Origin of the sequence: Streptomyces sp. NPDC050422 (assembly GCF_044458665.1) — a bacterium.
In the GTDB taxonomy this organism is placed as follows: Bacteria; Actinomycetota; Actinomycetes; order Streptomycetales; family Streptomycetaceae; genus Streptomyces.
In genome coordinates this window covers 108,161-125,878 of the sequence record NZ_JBITIE010000002.1, presented here as the reverse complement: position 1 = coordinate 125,878, position 17,718 = coordinate 108,161, and the positions used below count along the sequence as shown (strand labels likewise).

At 70.6% G+C, this 17,718-nt stretch carries 23 protein-coding genes, 1 tRNA gene and 1 pseudogene; 8 read left to right on the top strand and 17 right to left on the bottom strand.

What is annotated here, in order from left to right; translation table 11 throughout:
- Positions 1–432 precede the first annotated feature (432 nt).
- Entirely contained in the window at positions 433–645 is a 213-nt protein-coding gene (locus ACIBJG_RS03530) for a hypothetical protein (protein WP_399303477.1), read from the top strand.
- Positions 646–677: 32 nt separating this feature from the next.
- Here the strand turns inward: ACIBJG_RS03530 and ACIBJG_RS03525 are convergent, their stop codons facing one another.
- The 5 genes from ACIBJG_RS03525 to ACIBJG_RS03505 all read right to left on the bottom strand — a co-directional run bounded on the left by ACIBJG_RS03525 (position 678) and on the right by ACIBJG_RS03505 (position 4,202).
- Complete coding sequence (locus ACIBJG_RS03525; RefSeq protein ID WP_399303475.1) at positions 678–1,523, bottom strand: hypothetical protein; 846 nt, start codon at positions 1,521–1,523, stop codon at positions 678–680.
- 57 nt (positions 1,524–1,580) lie between these two features.
- Positions 1,581–2,447 carry an RNA polymerase sigma factor SigF gene (locus ACIBJG_RS03520; protein ID WP_399303473.1) on the bottom strand — a complete coding sequence of 289 codons (867 nt, stop codon included), beginning with the start codon at positions 2,445–2,447 and terminating at the stop codon, positions 1,581–1,583.
- Positions 2,448–2,681: 234 nt separating this feature from the next.
- Positions 2,682–3,554 (bottom strand): RNA polymerase sigma factor SigF, encoded by an 873-nt coding sequence (locus tag ACIBJG_RS03515; protein ID WP_399303471.1) that lies wholly within the window; start codon positions 3,552–3,554, stop codon positions 2,682–2,684.
- 179 nt (positions 3,555–3,733) lie between these two features.
- Entirely contained in the window at positions 3,734–4,027 is a 294-nt protein-coding gene (locus ACIBJG_RS03510) for a Dabb family protein (RefSeq protein ID WP_326737522.1), read from the bottom strand.
- Between the two features lie 10 nt (positions 4,028–4,037).
- The gene (locus tag ACIBJG_RS03505; protein ID WP_187285206.1) at positions 4,038–4,202 is read right to left on the bottom strand and encodes a hypothetical protein; all 165 of its coding nucleotides are present in this window, start codon (positions 4,200–4,202) and stop codon (positions 4,038–4,040) included.
- Positions 4,203–4,699: 497 nt separating this feature from the next.
- Here ACIBJG_RS03505 and ACIBJG_RS03500 point away from each other — a divergent pair, with 497 nt between their 5' ends.
- From ACIBJG_RS03500 to ACIBJG_RS03490, 3 genes and pseudogenes are all read left to right on the top strand, one after another.
- Complete coding sequence (locus ACIBJG_RS03500) at positions 4,700–5,032, top strand: hypothetical protein (protein WP_399303469.1); 333 nt, start codon at positions 4,700–4,702, stop codon at positions 5,030–5,032.
- Positions 4,963–5,268, top strand: a pseudogene (locus ACIBJG_RS03495) (hypothetical protein); the annotation flags it as partial. The gene ACIBJG_RS03500 and the pseudogene ACIBJG_RS03495, both read left to right, overlap by 70 nt.
- Positions 5,269–5,440: 172 nt before the next feature.
- Positions 5,441–5,734 carry a hypothetical protein gene (locus ACIBJG_RS03490; protein WP_399303876.1) on the top strand — a complete coding sequence of 98 codons (294 nt, stop codon included), beginning with the start codon at positions 5,441–5,443 and terminating at the stop codon, positions 5,732–5,734.
- A gap of 249 nt (positions 5,735–5,983) precedes the next feature.
- Here ACIBJG_RS03490 and ACIBJG_RS03485 read toward each other — a convergent pair.
- The 4 genes from ACIBJG_RS03485 to ACIBJG_RS03470 form a co-directional block, all read right to left on the bottom strand.
- Positions 5,984–6,068: transfer RNA gene (locus ACIBJG_RS03485), tRNA-Ser, on the bottom strand.
- Between the two features lie 78 nt (positions 6,069–6,146).
- On the bottom strand, positions 6,147–6,659 hold the full coding sequence (tadA, locus tag ACIBJG_RS03480; protein WP_399303467.1) for a tRNA adenosine(34) deaminase TadA: 513 nt from the start codon (positions 6,657–6,659) through the stop codon (positions 6,147–6,149).
- 9 nt (positions 6,660–6,668) lie between these two features.
- Positions 6,669–7,244, bottom strand: coding sequence for a hypothetical protein (locus ACIBJG_RS03475; protein WP_399303465.1), 576 nt, complete (start codon positions 7,242–7,244; stop codon positions 6,669–6,671).
- A 251-nt stretch (positions 7,245–7,495) separates the two neighbouring features.
- Positions 7,496–7,705, bottom strand: a complete 210-nt coding sequence (locus ACIBJG_RS03470; protein WP_399303463.1) for a hypothetical protein — start codon at positions 7,703–7,705, stop codon at positions 7,496–7,498.
- A 103-nt stretch (positions 7,706–7,808) separates the two neighbouring features.
- On the opposite strand from ACIBJG_RS03470, the gene upp reads away from it, so the two are divergent.
- On the top strand, positions 7,809–8,444 hold the full coding sequence (upp, locus tag ACIBJG_RS03465; RefSeq protein ID WP_145764628.1) for a uracil phosphoribosyltransferase: 636 nt from the start codon (positions 7,809–7,811) through the stop codon (positions 8,442–8,444).
- Between the two features lie 61 nt (positions 8,445–8,505).
- Here upp and ACIBJG_RS03460 read toward each other — a convergent pair whose 3' ends face one another.
- The 8 genes from ACIBJG_RS03460 to ACIBJG_RS03425 all read right to left on the bottom strand — a co-directional run bounded on the left by ACIBJG_RS03460 (position 8,506) and on the right by ACIBJG_RS03425 (position 13,918).
- On the bottom strand, positions 8,506–9,102 hold the full coding sequence (locus tag ACIBJG_RS03460) for a LytR C-terminal domain-containing protein (protein WP_399303855.1): 597 nt from the start codon (positions 9,100–9,102) through the stop codon (positions 8,506–8,508).
- Positions 9,103–9,245: 143 nt separating this feature from the next.
- Entirely contained in the window at positions 9,246–9,542 is a 297-nt protein-coding gene (locus ACIBJG_RS03455; protein ID WP_073736427.1) for a type II toxin-antitoxin system VapB family antitoxin, read from the bottom strand.
- Positions 9,543–9,811: 269 nt separating this feature from the next.
- On the bottom strand, positions 9,812–10,432 hold the full coding sequence (locus tag ACIBJG_RS03450; RefSeq protein ID WP_399303460.1) for an HhH-GPD-type base excision DNA repair protein: 621 nt from the start codon (positions 10,430–10,432) through the stop codon (positions 9,812–9,814).
- A 158-nt stretch (positions 10,433–10,590) separates the two neighbouring features.
- Positions 10,591–11,838, bottom strand: a complete 1,248-nt coding sequence (locus ACIBJG_RS03445) for an RNA polymerase sigma factor (protein ID WP_399303458.1) — start codon at positions 11,836–11,838, stop codon at positions 10,591–10,593.
- Positions 11,835–12,248, bottom strand: coding sequence for a YciI family protein (locus ACIBJG_RS03440; protein WP_399303456.1), 414 nt, complete (start codon positions 12,246–12,248; stop codon positions 11,835–11,837). The genes ACIBJG_RS03445 and ACIBJG_RS03440 overlap by 4 nt, the downstream gene beginning before the upstream one ends.
- 42 nt (positions 12,249–12,290) lie before the next feature.
- The gene (locus ACIBJG_RS03435) at positions 12,291–12,500 is read right to left on the bottom strand and encodes a hypothetical protein (protein ID WP_399303454.1); all 210 of its coding nucleotides are present in this window, start codon (positions 12,498–12,500) and stop codon (positions 12,291–12,293) included.
- Between the two features lie 216 nt (positions 12,501–12,716).
- Entirely contained in the window at positions 12,717–13,013 is a 297-nt protein-coding gene (locus tag ACIBJG_RS03430; RefSeq protein WP_399303452.1) for a DUF3303 family protein, read from the bottom strand.
- A 404-nt stretch (positions 13,014–13,417) separates the two neighbouring features.
- Positions 13,418–13,918, bottom strand: a complete 501-nt coding sequence (locus ACIBJG_RS03425; protein ID WP_399303450.1) for a CGNR zinc finger domain-containing protein — start codon at positions 13,916–13,918, stop codon at positions 13,418–13,420.
- Between the two features lie 111 nt (positions 13,919–14,029).
- On the opposite strand from ACIBJG_RS03425, the gene ACIBJG_RS03420 reads away from it, so the two are divergent.
- The 3 genes from ACIBJG_RS03420 to ACIBJG_RS03410 all read left to right on the top strand — a co-directional run bounded on the left by ACIBJG_RS03420 (position 14,030) and on the right by ACIBJG_RS03410 (position 17,650).
- The gene (locus ACIBJG_RS03420; protein ID WP_399303448.1) at positions 14,030–14,905 is read left to right on the top strand and encodes an alpha/beta fold hydrolase; all 876 of its coding nucleotides are present in this window, start codon (positions 14,030–14,032) and stop codon (positions 14,903–14,905) included.
- A gap of 442 nt (positions 14,906–15,347) precedes the next feature.
- Positions 15,348–16,061 carry a polyprenyl diphosphate synthase gene (uppS, locus tag ACIBJG_RS03415; protein WP_399303446.1) on the top strand — a complete coding sequence of 238 codons (714 nt, stop codon included), beginning with the start codon at positions 15,348–15,350 and terminating at the stop codon, positions 16,059–16,061.
- Between the two features lie 179 nt (positions 16,062–16,240).
- Complete coding sequence (locus ACIBJG_RS03410; protein WP_399303853.1) at positions 16,241–17,650, top strand: oxygenase MpaB family protein; 1,410 nt, start codon at positions 16,241–16,243, stop codon at positions 17,648–17,650.
- Positions 17,651–17,718: the final 68 nt, after the last annotated feature.

Genomic DNA, 17,718 nt, shown 5'->3' with positions numbered 1-17,718 from the left:
GGTTGCTGCAGGCAAACGAAAAGGGGCTTGCAGAAGTAAAGGAAAACAAAAGGCTGCGTAGGGCGCGGGTCAAACGCCCAGCGTGCGCGGTGCGCGAGTGGCGGATGTGTCTTGCGCCACTCCGGGGGCGGGGGTGGCGGTGACCTCAGGGGCGCGCCCAGGGCGTTCTCTCTCACTCTCGCGGCATCCGGCAGGGCGGGCGGCCGCCCTTCGCGCATATATACGGGAGCGTGGCTGGGGCGGGGCGCCGCGAATCCCAACTGGGCGCTCCGAGCCGGAGGTTGACTTCCACCCGGCGTGACGGGCCCCGTACGGCGCGCAGCGGTCCGGGTCGCTTCCGCACTCCGCCTTCACCGGTTCACCGGTTATGGGACCGCCCCTTCACTGCCCGGGGGTTGGGCCGTTCGGCCGAGTTCGCTAGGGTCCTGCGACATGGCACACAATCCCCACGCTCCGCAGGGCCCCGAGGGCAACAGCGACCCGGCAGGCAACACCCAGATGTTCCGCGCCTTCGTCGACGAGGGCGAGCCGCAGGGCCGGCAGCAGCCGGCCGCCGTGTCCTCCGGACCGAGGACCGGGCTGATCGCCGCCGTCGTCGCGGTGGTCGTCGTGCTCGGCGCGGTCGCCTGGCTCGCGCTCGGCTGACCATCCCGTAGGCCGGTCGGCCTCAGCCCCCGTCACTTCCAGACGGCGGTCACGTCCCGGGTCTCGACATGCATGCCCAGGGGCACCCGCCAGGCGTCCACACAGACGGTGTACGTCATCTTCCGCGCCGCTCCCGCGCCGACAGGCACGGGCAGCGGCGCTGTCGATTCCCGGGTCGCCCAGTCGATCCCCGCGCCGCCGATGATGTGGGTGGCGAAGGTGACGGTGCCCGAACGGGCCGGTGAGCCACCCGTATTGCGGAACTCCACGGTCACCTTCTCGCACCACCGCTCGTCCGCCGCCGCCCGCACGGGAGCGCCGACCGCGAGGACGGCGGCCCCGGCCGGAGCGGTGGAGCCGGGCGCGGACGGGGAGGCGGGGCCGGTGGAGCCCGTGGAACCGCCGGTCGATCCGCCCGTGGATCCGCCCGTCGAACCGGAGCCGGACGGGCCGGAGGGCGTGCCGCTCGCAGCCGTATCTCCCGATCCTCCCGACCCGCCCGATCCGCGGTCCGCGCTCCCGGACGCACCGGGCCGCGCGGTGCCCGTACCGGGGCCGGTGGGGGCCTCTGTGCCGCCGGACTCCGTCGCGGCCCCGGCGGAGGCTCCGGGTGAGGGTGAGGCGCCTGAAGGGCCCCCGTCGCCGCCGCTCGGCTCCCCGGCCCCGTCCAGCGGGACCAGCGTGACCTTGCCCGAGGGCGCCACCGCCCCCGAGGGCGCTTTCCCCGGGCCCGCCGCGGCCGCACCGACCGCCGTGTAGCCGTCGCCGCCCGCCCGGTCGCCGCAGCCTGCCAGGGCCGCGCCCAGACACAGCACGGCCGCCGAGGCGGTGATCGCTGTGCCCCGGCGGCCGGACCGGCCGAATGTCTGACGTCGCATCGCGACAGTGTGTCTGACGGGTCGTCAAATCGGAACCCCCGTGATCGGGGTTCCGGATCAGTCGGCGATGAGACCCTCCCTGAGCTGGGCGAGTGTGCGGGTCAGCAGCCGGGAGACGTGCATCTGCGAGATGCCGACCTCCTCGCCGATCTGCGACTGGGTCATGTTGGCGAAGAACCGCAGCATGATGATCTGGCGTTCGCGCGGCGCGAGTTTGGCCAGCAGCGGCTTGAGCGACTCGCGGTACTCGACGCCCTCCAGCGCCGCGTCCTCGTATCCCAGCCGGTCGGCGAGCGAGCCCTCGCCGCCGTCGTCCTCGGGCGAGGGCGAGTCCAGCGAGGAGGCGGTGTAGGCGTTGCCGACGGCCAGGCCGTCGACGACGTCCTCCTCGGAGACCCCGAGCGCCTTGGCCAGCTCCGGAACGGTCGGTGAGCGGTCGAGCTTCTGGGCGAGCTCGTCACTGGTCTTGGTGAGGGCGAGCCGCAGTTCCTGGAGCCGGCGCGGCACCCGCACCGACCACGAGGTGTCGCGGAAGAAGCGCTTGATCTCGCCGACGACGGTGGGCATCGCGAACGTGGGGAACTCCACGCCTCGTTCGCAGTCGAACCGGTCGATCGCCTTGATCAGGCCGATCGTGCCGACCTGGACGATGTCCTCCATGGGTTCGTTGCGGCTGCGGAACCGTGCCGCGGCATAACGCACCAGCGGCAGGTTGAGCTCGATGAGTGTGTCCCGCACATAGGCGCGCTCCGGAGTGTCCGTTCCGTCGGGGCCCGGTGCGGGGCCCAGTGCGGCGAGCCGCAGGAACAGGGAGCGGGACAGCGTGCGGGTGTCGATGGCTTCCGACGAGCTGGTGAGCACAACGGGTGCCGGTGCGCTCTTGGTGAGCGTGAGCACCTTCGAGCTGCCCTGTTCTGCGGACATGCCACCCCCTTGAGGTCGCGGACGGTCGCGGTGGCCGCGACCATCGGAGGAACGCAGCCTCCACCTGAATACCGGAGGGGAGGCTGCGGCAAACGCGGTTCCCGCAGAATGTCACATGTCGGCAACACGCTGTAGTGACTTGTCGACAAGTTTCGGGGGAGTCTGCCCAGTTAACAAGGGGTGTACGGCTTTTGGTCCGCGGGGAACGCCCCGGGACCGGTCTACCCGATCCGGTTACGCCTCGATCCTGTTTGCGGATCGAAGTCGGGCGAAACTTCGGGCCAGGAGTCTTGACACATGCATCTGTGAGACTCCGAGTTCGGCGCTGATCTGGGACTGCGTCAGGTTGCTGTAGTAGCGCAGCAGCAGGATCCGCTGTTCACGTTCGGGCAGTTGTACGAGCAGATGCCGGACCAGGTCGCGGTGCTCGACGCCGGCCAGGGCCGGATCCTCGTAACCGAGCCGGTCCAGCAGACCGGGCAGCCCGTCGCCCTCCTGGGCGGCTTCGAGCGAGGTCGCGTGGTACGACCGGCCCGCCTCGATGCAGGCCAGCACCTCGTCCTCGGAGATCTTCAGCCGTCCGGCGATCTCCGCGGTGGTGGGAGAGCGGCCGTGAGCGGTCGTCAGGTCCTCGGTGGCGCCGGTGACCTGCACCCAGAGCTCGTGCAGCCGGCGCGGTACGTGGACGGTCCGCACGTTGTCCCGGAAGTACCGCTTGATCTCGCCGACGACGGTCGGCATCGCGAAGGTGGGGAACTGGACCCCGCGCTCGGGGTCGAACCGGTCGATGGCGTTGATCAGGCCGATGGTGCCGACCTGGACGACGTCCTCCATCGGCTCGTTGCGGCTGCGGAACCGCGCGGCGGCGTACCGCACGAGGGGCAGGTTCGCCTCGATCAGCGCCGCCCGGACCCGGCCGTGCTCCGCGGTGCCCGGATCCAGTCCCTGGAGCCGGCCGAAGAGCACCTGGGTGAGCGCCCTGGTGTCGGCTCCCCGGGTCCTGGCGGGCGCGACGGTGTCGTCGGGCGTCTCCATCTGAATCGTCTGAGGTGCCTGGGGCGCCTGGACGGTCTGGGGAGGCACTTGAGGCGCTGTACTGGCCGGCACGATGACGCCACCCCTTTGCGGTCAACTTCGGTCAACTCATCCGTCAAAAGCGGTCATAGCATCACAAGACATGTCCACTATGTGCAAGCACCCCATAGCGCCGTGTTGACCTCGAATCGGTTTAAACACAAAGAAAAGCCCCTCACCGTCATGGTGAGGGGCTCGCAGGGCCGAAGCCGTCAGAACGGGTAGTCGGCGATCACCCAGGTGGCGAATTCCCGCCACTGCCCGGCGGCCGCCTGGTGGGCCGGATGCTCGATGTAACTCTTCAGCGCGGCCTCGTCGGCGACCGCGGAGTTGATGGCGAAGTCGTAGGCGATCGGCCGGTCGGTGATGTTCCAGGCACACTCCCAGAACTCCAGCCCTGGCACCTTGTCCGCCAGTCCCCGGAAGGCCTCGGCGCCCGCGACGACCCGCGGATCGTCCCGCTCGACGCCGTCGTTCAGCTTGAACAGGACCAGATGGCGGATCATGGGGGTACTCCTACTTCACGAGCTCGGACATGAAGTCGCCGACGCCCTGTGCGGCATCCGAAACGCCCTCGAACCCTACCTGGACGAGATCCGCGGCCCGTGCGGGGGACGTGATGATCGTGTAGAGCACGAAGACGACTATCAAGTAGAGAGCTATCTTCTTCGCTTGCACCATCAGCCCCTGACTCCCCTTCGATCCCCTGTGCAGTCGGGCGAGTCTATCCGCACACATGCCCGTATCGGCCTGCTGTTTCCGATCACTCATACGGTCTTTAAGGACCAAGGACCCGGTGATCGGGGTCCTTTGCCCGCCCGCGCGGCATCTGCGGCACGGCAGGATGGTGGACGAGCCCAGCGGATCCGGCAGGAATCCGCGGGGCGAGGAACAGGGCCTCTCTGTGGGGTTCTCGCCGCGGCCTTCCCCCGATCGCGGCGAGGGCTGGTAGGACCTGTTCTCATCGGGGGGAGCGGCTTGTCCCCCCGATGCCGCTTCCCCCGACCCACATCGCGCAGATGGCCCCGGGCCCGACCGTCGTCGGACCCGGGGCCGCAGTCGTGCCTGCCGCACCGCCGCCGAGGCGGAACGGTTCCGGACAATCGGTGCGGGACGGGGCCGTGGACCTTGACGGCTTTCCCGGGATCGGGCCTTGCGGGTTGACTATCCTGCCTTCCATGCGGCACGGGGGGTACGAGGGGCGGGACGGAGCCGCTGAGCCGGCGGAGGGCCCCAGGTCCAGCGAGCGTCTGTTGGTCCTGGCCCTTGAGCGGTTCGGGGTGTGGCTTCGTTCCAGCGTGGTCTGTCTGTGCGGTGCGCTGGGCGTCGTCCTGGCGGATGCGGCGGAGATTCCCCTGGCGATGTCCTTGCTGGTGCCCGCTGTCCTGGCCTGCGGTGTGCGCCTCCACGCGCTGCGCAACCCGCTCCCGTTCCGCCTGCTGTGGACGTTGGACGCGGCCGTCCTGGTGCTGATGAGGGGCCGGCCAGAGCGCGGCTCAAGACGCGCATAGACGGCCCGCTCGTGATTCCGTCCGGCCCCGGGCTTGCGATATTCAACGGCGTCCGGGAGGGCGTCACCAACGTGGCACGCCATGCCGGAGTGCGGGAAGCGGAGCTCAGGGCATGGGCGGACGATGACGGCGCCGTCGTTGAACTGTCGGACGCGGGGCGGGGCTTCGACCCGCATTCCGTCCCCGCACGGCGTCGGGGCATCTCCGGTTCCATCATCGGCAGGATGCACGCGGTCGGAGGCTCGGCCTCCGTCACCTCTCGTCCGGACACCGGCACCCGCGTGCGGTGGCGCTGGCACGACCCGGCCCGGGCGGGCTCTTGCCGCCACGGGGTGTCAGGCGCCTCCCCCGGGCGAGGAGAACCCCGGGGGAGCGACGCGGTCCGGCGAACCGGCAGCGTCGCAGGCCTTGAAGCTGGAACAGCTTTCGGGGAAGAAACTTCTCGTTCCGGAAACCTACGGCGCGGTGGGCGTGGATCTGCCCGAGTTCACGCCGCCACACGCGTCCTACACCGTCCACTTCGTCTGCTCGGGCAGTGGTCAGGTCACCTTGCAGGCCAACGGCAAGAAGTGGATCAGCTACCCCTGTGACGGCGTGGAGAACGTAGCCGAACAGATAACCGACAAGACCCCGCAGACCGTCTCCGTCACGCTGTCCGGTGCCGCTCGCTGGAAAGCGGCTGTCGCCGACGGATCCATCTGACAGGGCTTGAGGCGGACAGAAGAAGTCAGCAGACCCCCGGGCACCCACGAGGTACTCCTCAAGGTGCCCGGGGGTCTGATGCGGCACATACCGGCCGGCCCGCGCCTTGCCCCCGTGGGCCGTGTCGCGGACGGTCCGGTGAGGGCATTTCCACGGGCAGCACCCTCGGGGCGGACTCCGCAAGCTCTTCCTTGCCGCACGCAAAACACCCCCCTGACCGCGTTTCCGCTGGTCAGGAGGGTGTGAGAGCGGTAGCGGAGGGATTTGAACCCTCGGTGAGTTTCCCCACACTCGCTTTCGAGGCGAGCTCCTTCGGCCGCTCGGACACGCTACCGAGAGAGAGCTTAGACCATCTCGGCCGTCCGTCGAAATCCGATTCCCCGCAATGCGGCGAAGGTGCCGGGAACGCAGGTCAGCGGTCGCGGAAGAAGGCCGTCAGGAGGGCCGCGCAGTCCGTCTCCAGGACGCCGTGGATCACCTCGGGGCGGTGGTTGAGACGGCGGTCCCGTACGACGTCCCAGAGCGAGCCGGCCGCTCCGGCCTTCTCGTCGCGGGCGCCGTAGACGACCCGGCCCACGCGGGACTGCACCAGGGCGCCCGCGCACATGGTGCAGGGTTCCAGGGTGACGACGAGCGTGCATCCGGTCAGCCGCCACTCGCCGAGGGCGGCGGCGGCCCGGCGCAGCGCGAGGATCTCGGCGTGCGCGGTCGGGTCACCGGTCGCCTCGCGTTCGTTGTGGCCCGTGGCGAGCAGGGTGCCGTCCGGGGCGAGGACGACGGCGCCGACCGGCACATCGCCGGCCGCCGCCGCCCTGCCGGCCTCGTCCAGGGCGCGGCGCATGGGCGCCCGCCACGGGTCCCGTACGGGATCGTGCGGGAGGTGCTGCGCTGGGGAGTGGTCGTGCGGGTGCGGTGCTTCGGTCACCCGCGGACCCTAACGGACGGTCTCCAGGACCTCGGCCGCTCCCAGCGCGTCCGCGATCTCCGCCAGGGCGTCCGTCCGCAGCATCAGCAGCTCCGCTTCGGGGAGCCCGAGGTCGGACAGCACCCCGGTGTCGCCGAGCGGACCCGCCGGTACGGCGTCGGGGTCCGGCCCGTCGTCGTCATCGTCGGTGGAATTGTCGGTGGAATTGTCGGGGGAATGGCCGGGGCTTTCCGGCTCGCCGTCCTCCGTACCGTCGAGGCCGACGAGCTCTTCGAGGGCGGCAATCGAGTCCTCGGCCCCGGGTTCGCGGCCGAGCAGTTCATCGGTGAGCAGGATCTCCCCGTACGAGGAGCGGGCGGCGGCGGAGGCGTGGGAAACATAGATACGCGGATCCTCCTCACCGTCCACCCGGATGACGCCGAACCAGGCGTCCTCCTGCTCGATGAAGACGAGCACCGTGTCCTCGTCCACCGAGGCCTCACGGGCCAGATCCGTCAGATCGGACAGGGTCTCCACATCGTCGAGCTCCGTGTCGCTCGCTTTCCACCCGTCTTCGGTGCGCGCGAGCAGTGCGGCGAAGTACACCGTGACTCTCCCACTGGTCTCGGGGGCTCTCGTTCGGATCAGGCCGGATCAGGGAGCGGGCTGGTGATCCCAACGAAAGACCCTGGGTGTGTCGGTCCGGCGGGAGGGCAGTCGGTGGTCCGGCTGCCCTGCGTCCCGCCCATCGGAATCGTGGCAGAAACGAGGGCTTCAGGAGAGCAGTTCCACCGTTGCGTCGGCCATCAGTTCTCTCCGGCGCCGCCACCTGGGGGGTTTCTCCGACGGCCGGACGGCTACCAGCGGAACGTCCGCATCCGCATGGCCTGGCGCATTCTGGCGGCCTTGACCCGGCGCGGCTGGACCCGGTCGCGGAGTGCCTTGGCCTCGTGAAGCTCGCGGAGGAACTGGGCGCGGCGCCTGCGGCGCTGCGCGTCTGTCTCCGGCGCGTCCTGCGCCGCCTGCGGGTCCTGGCCGTCCCGCTTCCGCTTCGCCCCGTCCGGCATCGGCTCATCACCCCAAGGCTGGGTCCGTATGCCCCCACCTTCCCCCCGAACGTGCGATTGATGCCAGCGCACGGGTACGGGCGACGCGGTTACTGTTGATGCCATGCGGATCCACGTCGTCGACCACCCGCTGGTCGCGCACAAACTCACCACCCTGCGCGACAAGCGCACCGACTCCCCGACCTTCCGGCGCCTCGCCGACGAGCTGGTCACCCTGCTCGCGTACGAGGCCACCCGCGATGTGCGCACCGAACAGGTCGACATCGAGACCCCGGTGACACCCACCACCGGAGTGAAGCTGTCGTACCCGCGGCCCCTGGTCGTGCCGATCCTGCGGGCCGGCCTCGGCATGCTCGACGGCATGGTGCGGCTGCTGCCGACCGCCGAGGTGGGCTTCCTCGGCATGATCCGCGACGAGGAGACGCTCCAGGCGTCCACGTACGCGACCCGCATGCCGGAGGACCTCTCGGGCCGCCAGGTGTACGTCCTGGACCCGATGCTCGCCACCGGCGGCACGCTGGTCGCGGCCATCCAGGAGCTGATCAAGCGCGGTGCGGACGACGTCACCGCGGTCGTGCTGCTCGCGGCGCCCGAGGGCGTCGAGGTGATGGAGCGCGAGCTGGCGGGGACGCCGGTCACCGTGGTCACCGCCTCGGTCGACGAGCGGCTCAACGAGAACGGCTACATCGTGCCGGGTCTCGGTGACGCCGGGGACCGGATGTACGGCACCGCCGGCTAGGACTCGACACGTGAACGGCGACGGCCGGGGTGCTCCTGGAGCACCCCGGCCGTCGCGTTTCTCAGCAGGAGGACGGTGCCGGAGCCGGCTTCGTCAGGGCGGTCAGCGCGGTGGCCGCCGTCTGCGGAGGGCTGAACGCCTTGAACTTCGTACCGATGATCAGATCGATGTCGGCGCCCTTGCGGGCGTCGGTCTTCGTCGTCGCCCCCGGCAACTGCGTGCCGAGCACCGGGAACGTGCCGTTGACCGCGGCAGGCGCGCCCAGCAGCAGCCCCGTCCCGGCGACCTTCTTGTCGTACGCGGCGGTGGCGTTGCCCACCTTGCCGATGGTGAAGCCGCGCTTCTTCAGCTCGTCGGCCGCCGCCTTGGCCAGTCCACCGCGCGGGGTCGCGTTGTAGACGTTGACCGTGATCTTCGCGGGCTTCGGCAGGACCTTCGCGGGTGTGGACGGCCGGGCGGTCGGGCAGTCCGCCTTGCGGTCGGCGGCGCTGGCCTGTCTGTCGCCGCCCGTGAAGACATCGATGAGCTGCAGCGTGCCCCATCCGGCCAGCCCGAGGGCGACCACGGAGGCGGTGGTCGCGAGGACCAGTTTGCTGCGGCGGCGGGGGCGCCGCATGCGCGGGTACTTGTCACCCGTGATGCGGTACTTTCCGCCCATGCCGGGGGGAGTGAGCATGCTCATGGGCGCAGCGTAGTGCGACCCGGGGATGATGACTATTTGATGATCGACGGATCGCACCCGTCCGGGTGGGAAAGCACCCGAACGAACCCCGTCGGAATCGAACGCGGCCGGTGCGGTTCTCAGCCGAGTTCGAGCACGCGGGCGTGCAGCACCTGGCGCTGCTGGAGCGCGGCGCGGACCGCGCGGTGCAGTCCGTCCTCCAGGTAGAGGTCGCCCTGCCACTTCACGACGTGCGCGAACAGGTCGCCGTAGAACGTGGAGTCCTCGGCGAGAAGCGTTTCGAGGTCCAGCTGGCCCTTGGTGGTCACGAGCTGGTCGAGGCGGACCGGGCGCGGCGCGACATCCGCCCACTGCCGGGTGCTTTCCCGGCCGTGGTCGGGATAGGGCTGCCCATTTCCGATGCGCTTGAAGATCACACGGAAAGCCTACCGGCCAAGAGGCTCCGGGCGCAGCCATGGGACGGGACTGCGATGCCGGCCGAGGAGGCATATAAGCGTTCATTACGGAATTGAGGCCGTGCTGAACGAGGACGAGAGCGCGGGCGGGGGGCGCGGGTGGGGGCGGAGGCGAGAGCGCGGACGCGGGCGGGGGAGTGTGCGCGGGCAGGGGCGCACGCGCGGGCGCCTCACTCCTCGGGCCCGCCGCCAACAGCGGGGCGCCGAGGAGTCGGGCGCCCGCTCCCGGCTCACCTGCTCTTTGCCGCCACCTTCGCGGCCTTCGCCGCCTGCTTGGCCTCCTGCTTGAAGGCGCGGACCTCGGCGAGCGACTCGGGCCCGGTGATGTCGGCGACAGAGCGGTGCGAGCCCGCCTCCCCGTACGGTCCCGCCGCCTCCCGCCAGCCCGGCGGCCGGACACCGAACTGCTTGCCCAGCAGCGCCAGGAAGATCTGCGCCTTCTGGGTGCCGAACCCGGGCAGGGCGTTGAGCCGTTTCCGCAACTCCGCCCCGGTGGCGGCCTCGGTCCACACCCGGCTCGCCTCGCCGTCGTACTGCGCCACCAGGTACTGGCACAGCTGCTGCACCCGCTTGGCCATCGAACCGGGATAGCGGTGCAGGGCGGGCTTGTCGGTGAAGAGTCCGGTGAAGGCCTCGGGGTCGTACACGGCGATCTCGTGGGCGTCCAGATCGTCCCCGCCCATCCGCTGTGCCAGTGCGTACGGACCGGAGAACGCCCACTCCATCGGCACCTGCTGGTCCAGCAGCATGCCCACGAGGGCGGCGAGCGGGCTGCGTGCGAGAAGCTCGTCCGCCTCCGGCTGCTGAGCGATCCGGAGAGTGAGGTCCTGGCCCTTGTCGCTGTTGGTCATGGCCCGATGATTACGAGCCGGGGCTGCGACGGCCAGCGAACCACCGCCGGTGCGGCGGTTTGCAGCCGTTTGCCGCTGTTCCCGGCTGCTTCCTGCCCCTTCGGTGGAGTCGCACGGCGCATGGCGGGGTTGTCATGACGGGGGTGTACGGACCCGCGTCAGCCGTCGAGGCGGTCCGCCCGGCCGTACAGGTAGCGGGCTTCCGGGATGCTCAGGGTTCCGGCGGCCGCCGAGCGGTAGGCGGCGCGGGCACCCTCCGTGTCGCCGGCCCGTTCCAGCAGGTGGGCGCGGACGGCGTCCAGCCGGTGGTGGCCCGCCAGCCGGTCCGCGAGGGCGTCGGCCGCGGCCAGACCGGCCTGCGGACCGTGCACCATGGCGATGGCGACGGCCCGGCTCAGTTCGGCCATCGGCTCGGGGGCGATCCGTACGAGGACGTCGTACAGCGCCAGGATCTGCGGCCAGTCGGTGTCCTCGGCACGGGCCGCCTCGTCGTGCAGCGCCGCGATGGCCGCCTGCACCTGGTAGGGGCCCGCGGGCCCCTCGCCCAGCGCCTCCTCGACCAGGGCGAGGCCCTCGTCGACGGCCGCCCGGTCCCAGCCGGTGCGGTCCTGCTCGTCGAGCGGGATCAGCTCGCCGAGCGGTCCGGTGCGCGCGTCGCTGCGGGCGTCGGTCAGCAGCATCAGCGCCAGGAGCCCGGTCACCGCGCCGTCCCGGGGCAGCAGCCGGCGGACGGAACGGGTGAGCCGGATCGCCTCCCGGGCCAGGCCGGCGCGGTGCAGGGCGCGTCCCGAGGTCGCCGTGTAGCCCTCGTTGAAGATCAGGTAGAGCACCTGGAGCACGGCCGCGAGCCGAGCGTCCCGGTCGGCGGGAACCGGCTGGACGAAGGCGGCGCCCCGGACCTTCCGCTTCGCCCGGCTGACCCTCTGGGCCATCGTCGCCTCCGGCACCAGATGCGCCCGGGCGATCTCGGCCGTGGTCAGCCCGCCGACGGCCCGCAGTGTCAGGGCGACCTGTGCGGCCGGGGCCAGGTCCGGATGGCAGCACAGGAAGAGCAGGGTGAGAGTGTCGTCCTCGGACGGCGCCCGGCTCCCGCCCGGCACGGCCTCGTCGGGCGCCGGAGCGGTGAAGGCGTCCCGGGGCGTGAGCGCGGCCGCCGCCTCCTCCCGCGCGCGCCGGGCGTCGTCGCTGCGGAGCCGGTCCACGAGCCGCCGGGAGGCCACCCGGATCAGCCAGCCGCGCGGATTGTCCGGCACCCCCTGCTCGGGCCACTGCCGGGCGGCCGCGATCAGGGCCTCCTGCACCGCGTCCTCGGCCGGGTCGAAGTGCCCGTACCGGCGTACGAGCGCGCCGAGGACCTGCGGGGCGTGCAGCCGCAGCAGATCCTCGACCTCGGTCGTACGTCTCACGCATCGCCCCCGCCGCCGTCGATGGCCCGGATGACCACCGGCCGGACCGGCGCACCGGCGGGCGCCGGACACTGTGTGACGCGCGCGGCGATCTCGGTGACCCGCTCCAGGCTCTCGCATTCGAGCACCCAGTACCCGGCGAGCAGCTCCTTCGTCTCCCCGTAAGGGCCGTCGGTGATCACCGGACGGCCGTCCTCGCCCGCGGAGACGTACCGGGTCTTCGCCGGCTCGACCAGTCCTTGGGCGTCGATGAGTTCACCCGTCTCGGCGAGATCGTCGTTGACCGCGCCCATGAACGCGAACATGGCCTGCACGTCCTTCTCGCTCCAGGCCGGATTGCCGGCGGACGCGTTCCCGCGCATCGCCTCGTAGTCGGCCTGCGAGCCCTGCACCATCACCAGGTACTTCATGATCCGCTCCCTCTGCGTTTCCGTCACCCTCGTGGGCGACTCTCACAGGGGACGTCGGGGCGGGGCAGCGGTTCTCGACACCGCGCCGAAGAGTTTTTGGGAAGCGCCGAGAATTCCCGGAACGGCCCAGGCCCCGTCGGCGGCCTGCGCTGCGAAGGTGCGCGCAGCCTGGTCGTCGAGGACCGCCACCTGGTCGTGCCGGGCGATGTTCCCGGTCTCGTAGAACCGGCCCGCAGCCATCGTGCCGCGCACGGCGGCGGGCAGGCCGGCCGACGGTCGTGTCGTCGGTGATGCAGGCGCGCGCTCAGGCGGGCAGCGGGGCGTCCGGCGAAGCGGCCGGTGCGGGACCTGCCTCCTGCGTCGTGTCCGGCGGTGTCTCCTGCGACCGGCGGGCGGTACGGCGTACGGCCCGGGGTGGGTGGGCGACGGGCTCGGTCGGCCCTGTCGCGGTGCGGTGAGGGGCGTCGGTCAGCCCTGTCGCAGTGCGGCGAGGCCCTTCTTCATGTCCTCGGTGTTCATGACCGGCTGGATCTCGATCGTCGCCCCGAGGCTCTCGAAGAGCGGCTCCGCGATGGAGGGCAGCAGAGAGCTGTCCTGCATGTCGAAGACGAAGGTGCAACAGCGCTTGCCCTCGCTGGGGCCGAAGTAGGCCGCCTCCGGCTTGAGGCGTTCCGCGAGCGACTGCATGATCTTCGGCAGGCTGCCGTTCTTGACCGCCTCGTTCGCGGCCTGGGTGTCCAGCTGTGCTCGCAGCATGACCCTCATGGTGTGGCTCCTTCTGTCACACCGGGGCCGGCGCGGATCCGTCCGCGCCCGATGGACCCCGGCGGCGTCCCGCTCAGCGTCACCGGCAGCGGTCGGGGCAGCCAACATCTCGTGCACCATCCGGGCTGCACGGGCTGCACGGGCTGCCGGGTGGGCCCCGGAGCCTTCGTCGGCCCTCGGTCGACACGAGTACCCGGCCACACAGCGTCCGACGCTCTGCCGACCGGTACCGGACGTCGCGGCCGGTCATCGACGAAGCGGCGGCGGCCGTGGGCCGCGATCCGCGCGAGATCCGCACGGTCTGCAACTTCCGCGGCCGGATCACCGACCGGCCCCTGCCCGCCACTCGCGACACCGACGGGCGCCGGATCGGCGGCTCCGCCGACCGGGCGGCCGGGGTCGAGTCATGGGGTCTCGCGCGCCCGTGCCTGGTGCCGGCGGGCCTTGAGCCGGTTCCCGCAGGTCTTCATCGAGCACCACCGTGCGGTGTTGGCGCGACTGCGGTCCAGGAGGAAGAGCCGGCATTCGGGGTTCTCGCACGGCCGCAGACGGCCGGGCATGCGCTCCTCGACATCCGCCCACGCGAGGACAAGCTCCACGGCGAGCCTGCGCTCGGGTTCTGCCTCCAGGTGCCACTCGATGCCCGACGCGCTGGGCCGGGGGACCTTGCGTACGCCTGCGAGGACTTGGCTCAGTCCGGGCTCCGCCGACGTGCCCGACTCCGCCGCCTGGAGCGCGTCCCGGGCGGTGCGCAGCCACCGGCGCTCCTCCCCGTCGCCGCCGAGACCTCCGTGCGCCAGTGCCCACCGGTCCAGCTCGTGGTCCTCGCGCCACAGGTCCTGGCATCGGCCATCCGTGACAGGAGTGCTGTTCAGCGCCTGCATCAGGGCTTCGTCGTCGAGCACGGACCTCACCTTCCCCTGGCTCTAACTCCATCAATGCGTTTGACAGGTTACTCCCAGGGCGGTCTACTGAGTGCCGACGATAACCACCATGTGACATTGAGAGGGTTAGCCATGGTCGAGGTCCGCCACCAGTACGCGACAGTGCGGGGACACCGCGTCTTCTACCGCGAGGCAGGGCCCCGCGAGGCGCCCACGCTCCTGCTCCTGCATGGATTCCCCACCAGTTCACGGATGTTCCGCCACCTCATTCCGGCGTTGGCCGACCGATTCCACGTCATCGCCCCCGACCACATCGGATTCGGCAGCTCCGACGCGCCGCCCGTGGACGCGTTCACCTACACCTTCGACGCCCTGACCGACGTCACCGAAGCCCTTCTGGCCCAGCTCGACGTCACCCACTACGCCGTGTACGTCCAGGACTACGGCGCACCCATCGGCTGGCGGCTGGCTCTGCGCAACCCGGGCGCGGTCACCGCGGTGATCACGCAGAACGGCAACGCCTACGAGGACGGCTTCGTCCCGGACTTCTGGAAGCCGGTGTGGGCGTACGGCGAGAACCCGGGCCCCCGCACCGAACCCGCCGCCCGTGCCGCCCTCTCGCTCGATGCCATCCGGTGGCAGTACCTGCACGGAGTGGACCGACCCGAGCTGGTCGATCCCGACACCTGGGCAGCCGACCACCGTGAGGTCAACCGGCCGGGCATGGACCTCGTGCATCTCGCTCTGTTCCGCGACTACGCCGGCAACCGACCCCTCTACCCTCAGGTGCACGCTTACTTCCGCGACCGCCACGTCCCTCTCCTCGCGGTCTGGGGTGCGAACGACGAGATCTTCGGCCCGGACGGAGCGCGCGCCTTCGCAAGGGACCTGCCGGACGCGGAGATCCACCTGGTCCACGGAGGTGGGCACTTCCTGCTCGAAAGCCACCTGGACACCGTGGCCGGGTATGTGCGCGGGTTCCTGACCGCCGCCGAATCATCGGCGTGAGGCCCGCGTCGAGTCCCGAGGGCGGGTGAGCGGGCTCTTCAGGGCCGAAGCCGGCCGACGCGCGCCGCCCGCATCCGGAAGAGCCCCGGCCGACGCGCGTCCCGGGCCGGGAGCCGGGCCGGGGCCGCCCGCCGATCCGTCGGTGTCCTCCGACTGACGTGCTACGGGTGAATATGCCGGCATCACGACGCGCCGGGCGCCGGGCAACGGCACTCTGCTGAAGGTGAGGAGCAGCGGGGGATGCGCCATCGCCCGGTGAAGCCTGCGGACTCGAGTCGAACGGGGCGCTTCGATGACATCCAGTGGAGCGGGACCATCCGGACAGGCGCATACGAGGGGTGAGCCGCCGGGGCGCGTCGGCACGCGGCCGGACGGCGCCGCCGCACCGGCGGTTCCGGTGCAGCCGGAACGCCGTTCACCCGGTGAGGTGCGGCGGCGCCCGGTGCCTCACCATGTCGCGTGCGTGATGGACGGGAACGGCCGGTGGGCGCAGCAGCGCTCCTTGCCTCGTACCTCCGGGCACCGAGCGGCGGAGACGACGGTGATCGACGTCATCGAGGCGGCGCGCTCGGCGGGGGTCGAGTGGCTCAGCCTGTACGCCTTCTCCACCGAGAACTGGCGACGGCCGGGCGAGGAGATCGACTTCCTCATGCGTCTGGTGCGCCGCGTGGTGCGCAAACACGCACCGCTGCTGCACGCACGCGGGATCCGCTGCCGGTTCCTGGGAGCCGAGGACCCGAGAATCCCCGCCTCCCTGGTCCAGGACTTCACCGACCTGATGACACTCACCGAGAACAATCGAGGCATGACGCTGACCGTGGCGTTCGACCACGGCGGGCGCCAGGACATCGTCTCCGCGGCGCGGTCACTCATCCGCGCCGGGGTGTCCGCCGACGCCGTCGACCAAGCACGCTTCGCCGCGCATCTGCCCGTCCCCGACACGCCTGACGTGGACCTCGTCATCCGTACCTCCGGCGAACAGCGCATCTCCAACTTCATGCTCTGGCAGGTGGCCTACGCCGAGTGGACCTTTCCGCCGGTGCTGTGGCCCGACTTCCGCGCGTCGCACTTCCTGGAGTGCCTGCACGACTACCGGAGCCGCGATCGCCGCTTCGGCGGAGTGACCCCGCAAGCGAACGGAGAGCCTCACAAGTGAAGGACACGAACAGCAGCCACTTCACGCGGACCGACGCCGGCGCGACAGGTCCGTACGACGACGGCGACGCGACAGGTCCGTACGACGACACCGACGCGACAGGTCCCTACGACGATGGCGACGCGACAGGTCCGTACGAAGGCCCCGGCCGGGAGGCCACCGAAACGGCGACGGAATCCCTGTTCGGTCCTGAGTCGCAGTTCCACCGCTTCTTCAACGATCCCCGCTGGGCACTGGCCGTCGTCAGGGCCACGGTGCTGGAAGCCGCCCACCCGAAGATCGGCGCGGCACTGGCCGACAACTCGTCCTTCGTGGTGCATCCGTGGCGACGGCTGAGCAACACGCTTGTGAGCCTGCAGCGCATGTTCGGAGCCGACGAGCCCACACGGAAGCGGGAGGCGGCACGGCTCAACCGCCTGCACAGGCGACTGAGCGGCACGGACGCGAGGAACCGGCCCTACGACGCCATGGACCCCGAGGTGCGGGCGTGGGTGGTCGCGACGCTCTTCGAGAGCTCCGTCACCATGTGCCGATTGAGCGGGCAGCCCCTGGACCAGATCACCATGGAGCGGCTCTACGCCGAGTTCCAGGCCTTTCTCGCCGCCCTGGGGGACGAGGCGGGCCATCTCCCGGCCACTTTGCCCGAGTTCTGGAAGTACTACGACCGCATGGTCGCGGAGGAACTGCAGAACACAGAGGCCCTGCGCATCATCCTCTTCAAGCTCTTCGAACACCTACCGGCGCCGCCGCTGTTCGCAGGCCTGCCCACGGTCTGGGCGACCGGACGTGCGCTGGCGGGGCCCGTCATCGGCACCATCACCGTTGCCTCGCTTCCCGAGGCCTTCCGCCGCCGGGCGGGGCTGCCGGAGGTTCCCGGTGCCCAGACCCTGATGCAGGGTGCCTACGTGGCCGCCCGTCTGGCCCGCGCCCTGCCCGACAACTGGATCCAGACCGAGAACGTCGTCAGTCTGCTCCAGCTGTCGCCGGACGGCGACGGCCCCTGCGCCGAGGCGCTCAGTGCTCTGCGCTCCCGGATGAAACGGGCAGGCGCGTTCGTCCGGCTGATCACACCCGTACCGGCGCAACAGGACGGTACGGGCGAGACCGAGAACCGGCGCAGTGCCCGCGTCTTCTTCACCGAGGTGCTGGACCAGACCGGGGACGGCTATCTGGACTGGCCCGACCTCGCCGCCATGGCACGGGAACTCTGCTCCCGTCTCGACCTGGACGAGCCGGAGGAGACCCGGCTGTACGACGCGTTCGCCGCATGGTGGAGGGAACTGCAGGCGGCCCTGGACAGTGACGGTGACGGCCGGGTGAGCCAGGAGGAGTACGCGGCCGCGGCCCCGTCCCTGGCAGGACCGGCGCTGATCAGGGTCGCCGAGGTTCTCTTCGCCGTCACCGACGCGGACGGCGACCGGTTCATCGACGCCGGGGAGTACCGCCTCCTCTTCAGGAGAGGCTTCGGGCGAACCGTCGCGGACAGCGAAGGGCGCTACTCCCGTAGCGCATTCGTACGGGAGTTCCTCTCCTTCATGTCCGGCCGGCAGCGTTCGACCCCCTACGACTCACTGCTCTCCGACGCGTAGGACCTCAGGCTGCCCGACCACTGCTCACCTGCTCACCTGCTCACCCAGGGCGCAGACATCAGCACATC

Bases quoted from the DNA above. Each gene is read 5' to 3' on its own strand.
- ACIBJG_RS03530 (WP_399303477.1), top strand. From the start codon at position 433: ATGGCACACAATCCCCACGCTCCGCAGGGCCCCGAGGGCAACAGCGAC.
- ACIBJG_RS03525 (WP_399303475.1), bottom strand. From the start codon at position 1,523: ATGCGACGTCAGACATTCGGCCGGTCCGGCCGCCGGGGCACAGCGATC.
- ACIBJG_RS03520 (WP_399303473.1), bottom strand. From the start codon at position 2,447: ATGTCCGCAGAACAGGGCAGCTCGAAGGTGCTCACGCTCACCAAGAGC.
- ACIBJG_RS03510 (WP_326737522.1), bottom strand. From the start codon at position 4,027: ATGATCCGCCATCTGGTCCTGTTCAAGCTGAACGACGGCGTCGAGCGG.
- ACIBJG_RS03505 (WP_187285206.1), bottom strand. From the start codon at position 4,202: ATGGTGCAAGCGAAGAAGATAGCTCTCTACTTGATAGTCGTCTTCGTG.
- ACIBJG_RS03500 (WP_399303469.1), top strand. From the start codon at position 4,700: ATGCGGCACGGGGGGTACGAGGGGCGGGACGGAGCCGCTGAGCCGGCG.
- ACIBJG_RS03470 (WP_399303463.1), bottom strand. From the start codon at position 7,705: ATGCCGGACGGGGCGAAGCGGAAGCGGGACGGCCAGGACCCGCAGGCG.
- upp (WP_145764628.1), top strand. From the start codon at position 7,809: ATGCGGATCCACGTCGTCGACCACCCGCTGGTCGCGCACAAACTCACC.
- ACIBJG_RS03460 (WP_399303855.1), bottom strand. From the start codon at position 9,102: ATGGGCGGAAAGTACCGCATCACGGGTGACAAGTACCCGCGCATGCGG.
- ACIBJG_RS03450 (WP_399303460.1), bottom strand. From the start codon at position 10,432: ATGACCAACAGCGACAAGGGCCAGGACCTCACTCTCCGGATCGCTCAG.
- ACIBJG_RS03440 (WP_399303456.1), bottom strand. From the start codon at position 12,248: ATGAAGTACCTGGTGATGGTGCAGGGCTCGCAGGCCGACTACGAGGCG.
- ACIBJG_RS03430 (WP_399303452.1), bottom strand. From the start codon at position 13,013: ATGAGGGTCATGCTGCGAGCACAGCTGGACACCCAGGCCGCGAACGAG.
- ACIBJG_RS03420 (WP_399303448.1), top strand. From the start codon at position 14,030: ATGGTCGAGGTCCGCCACCAGTACGCGACAGTGCGGGGACACCGCGTC.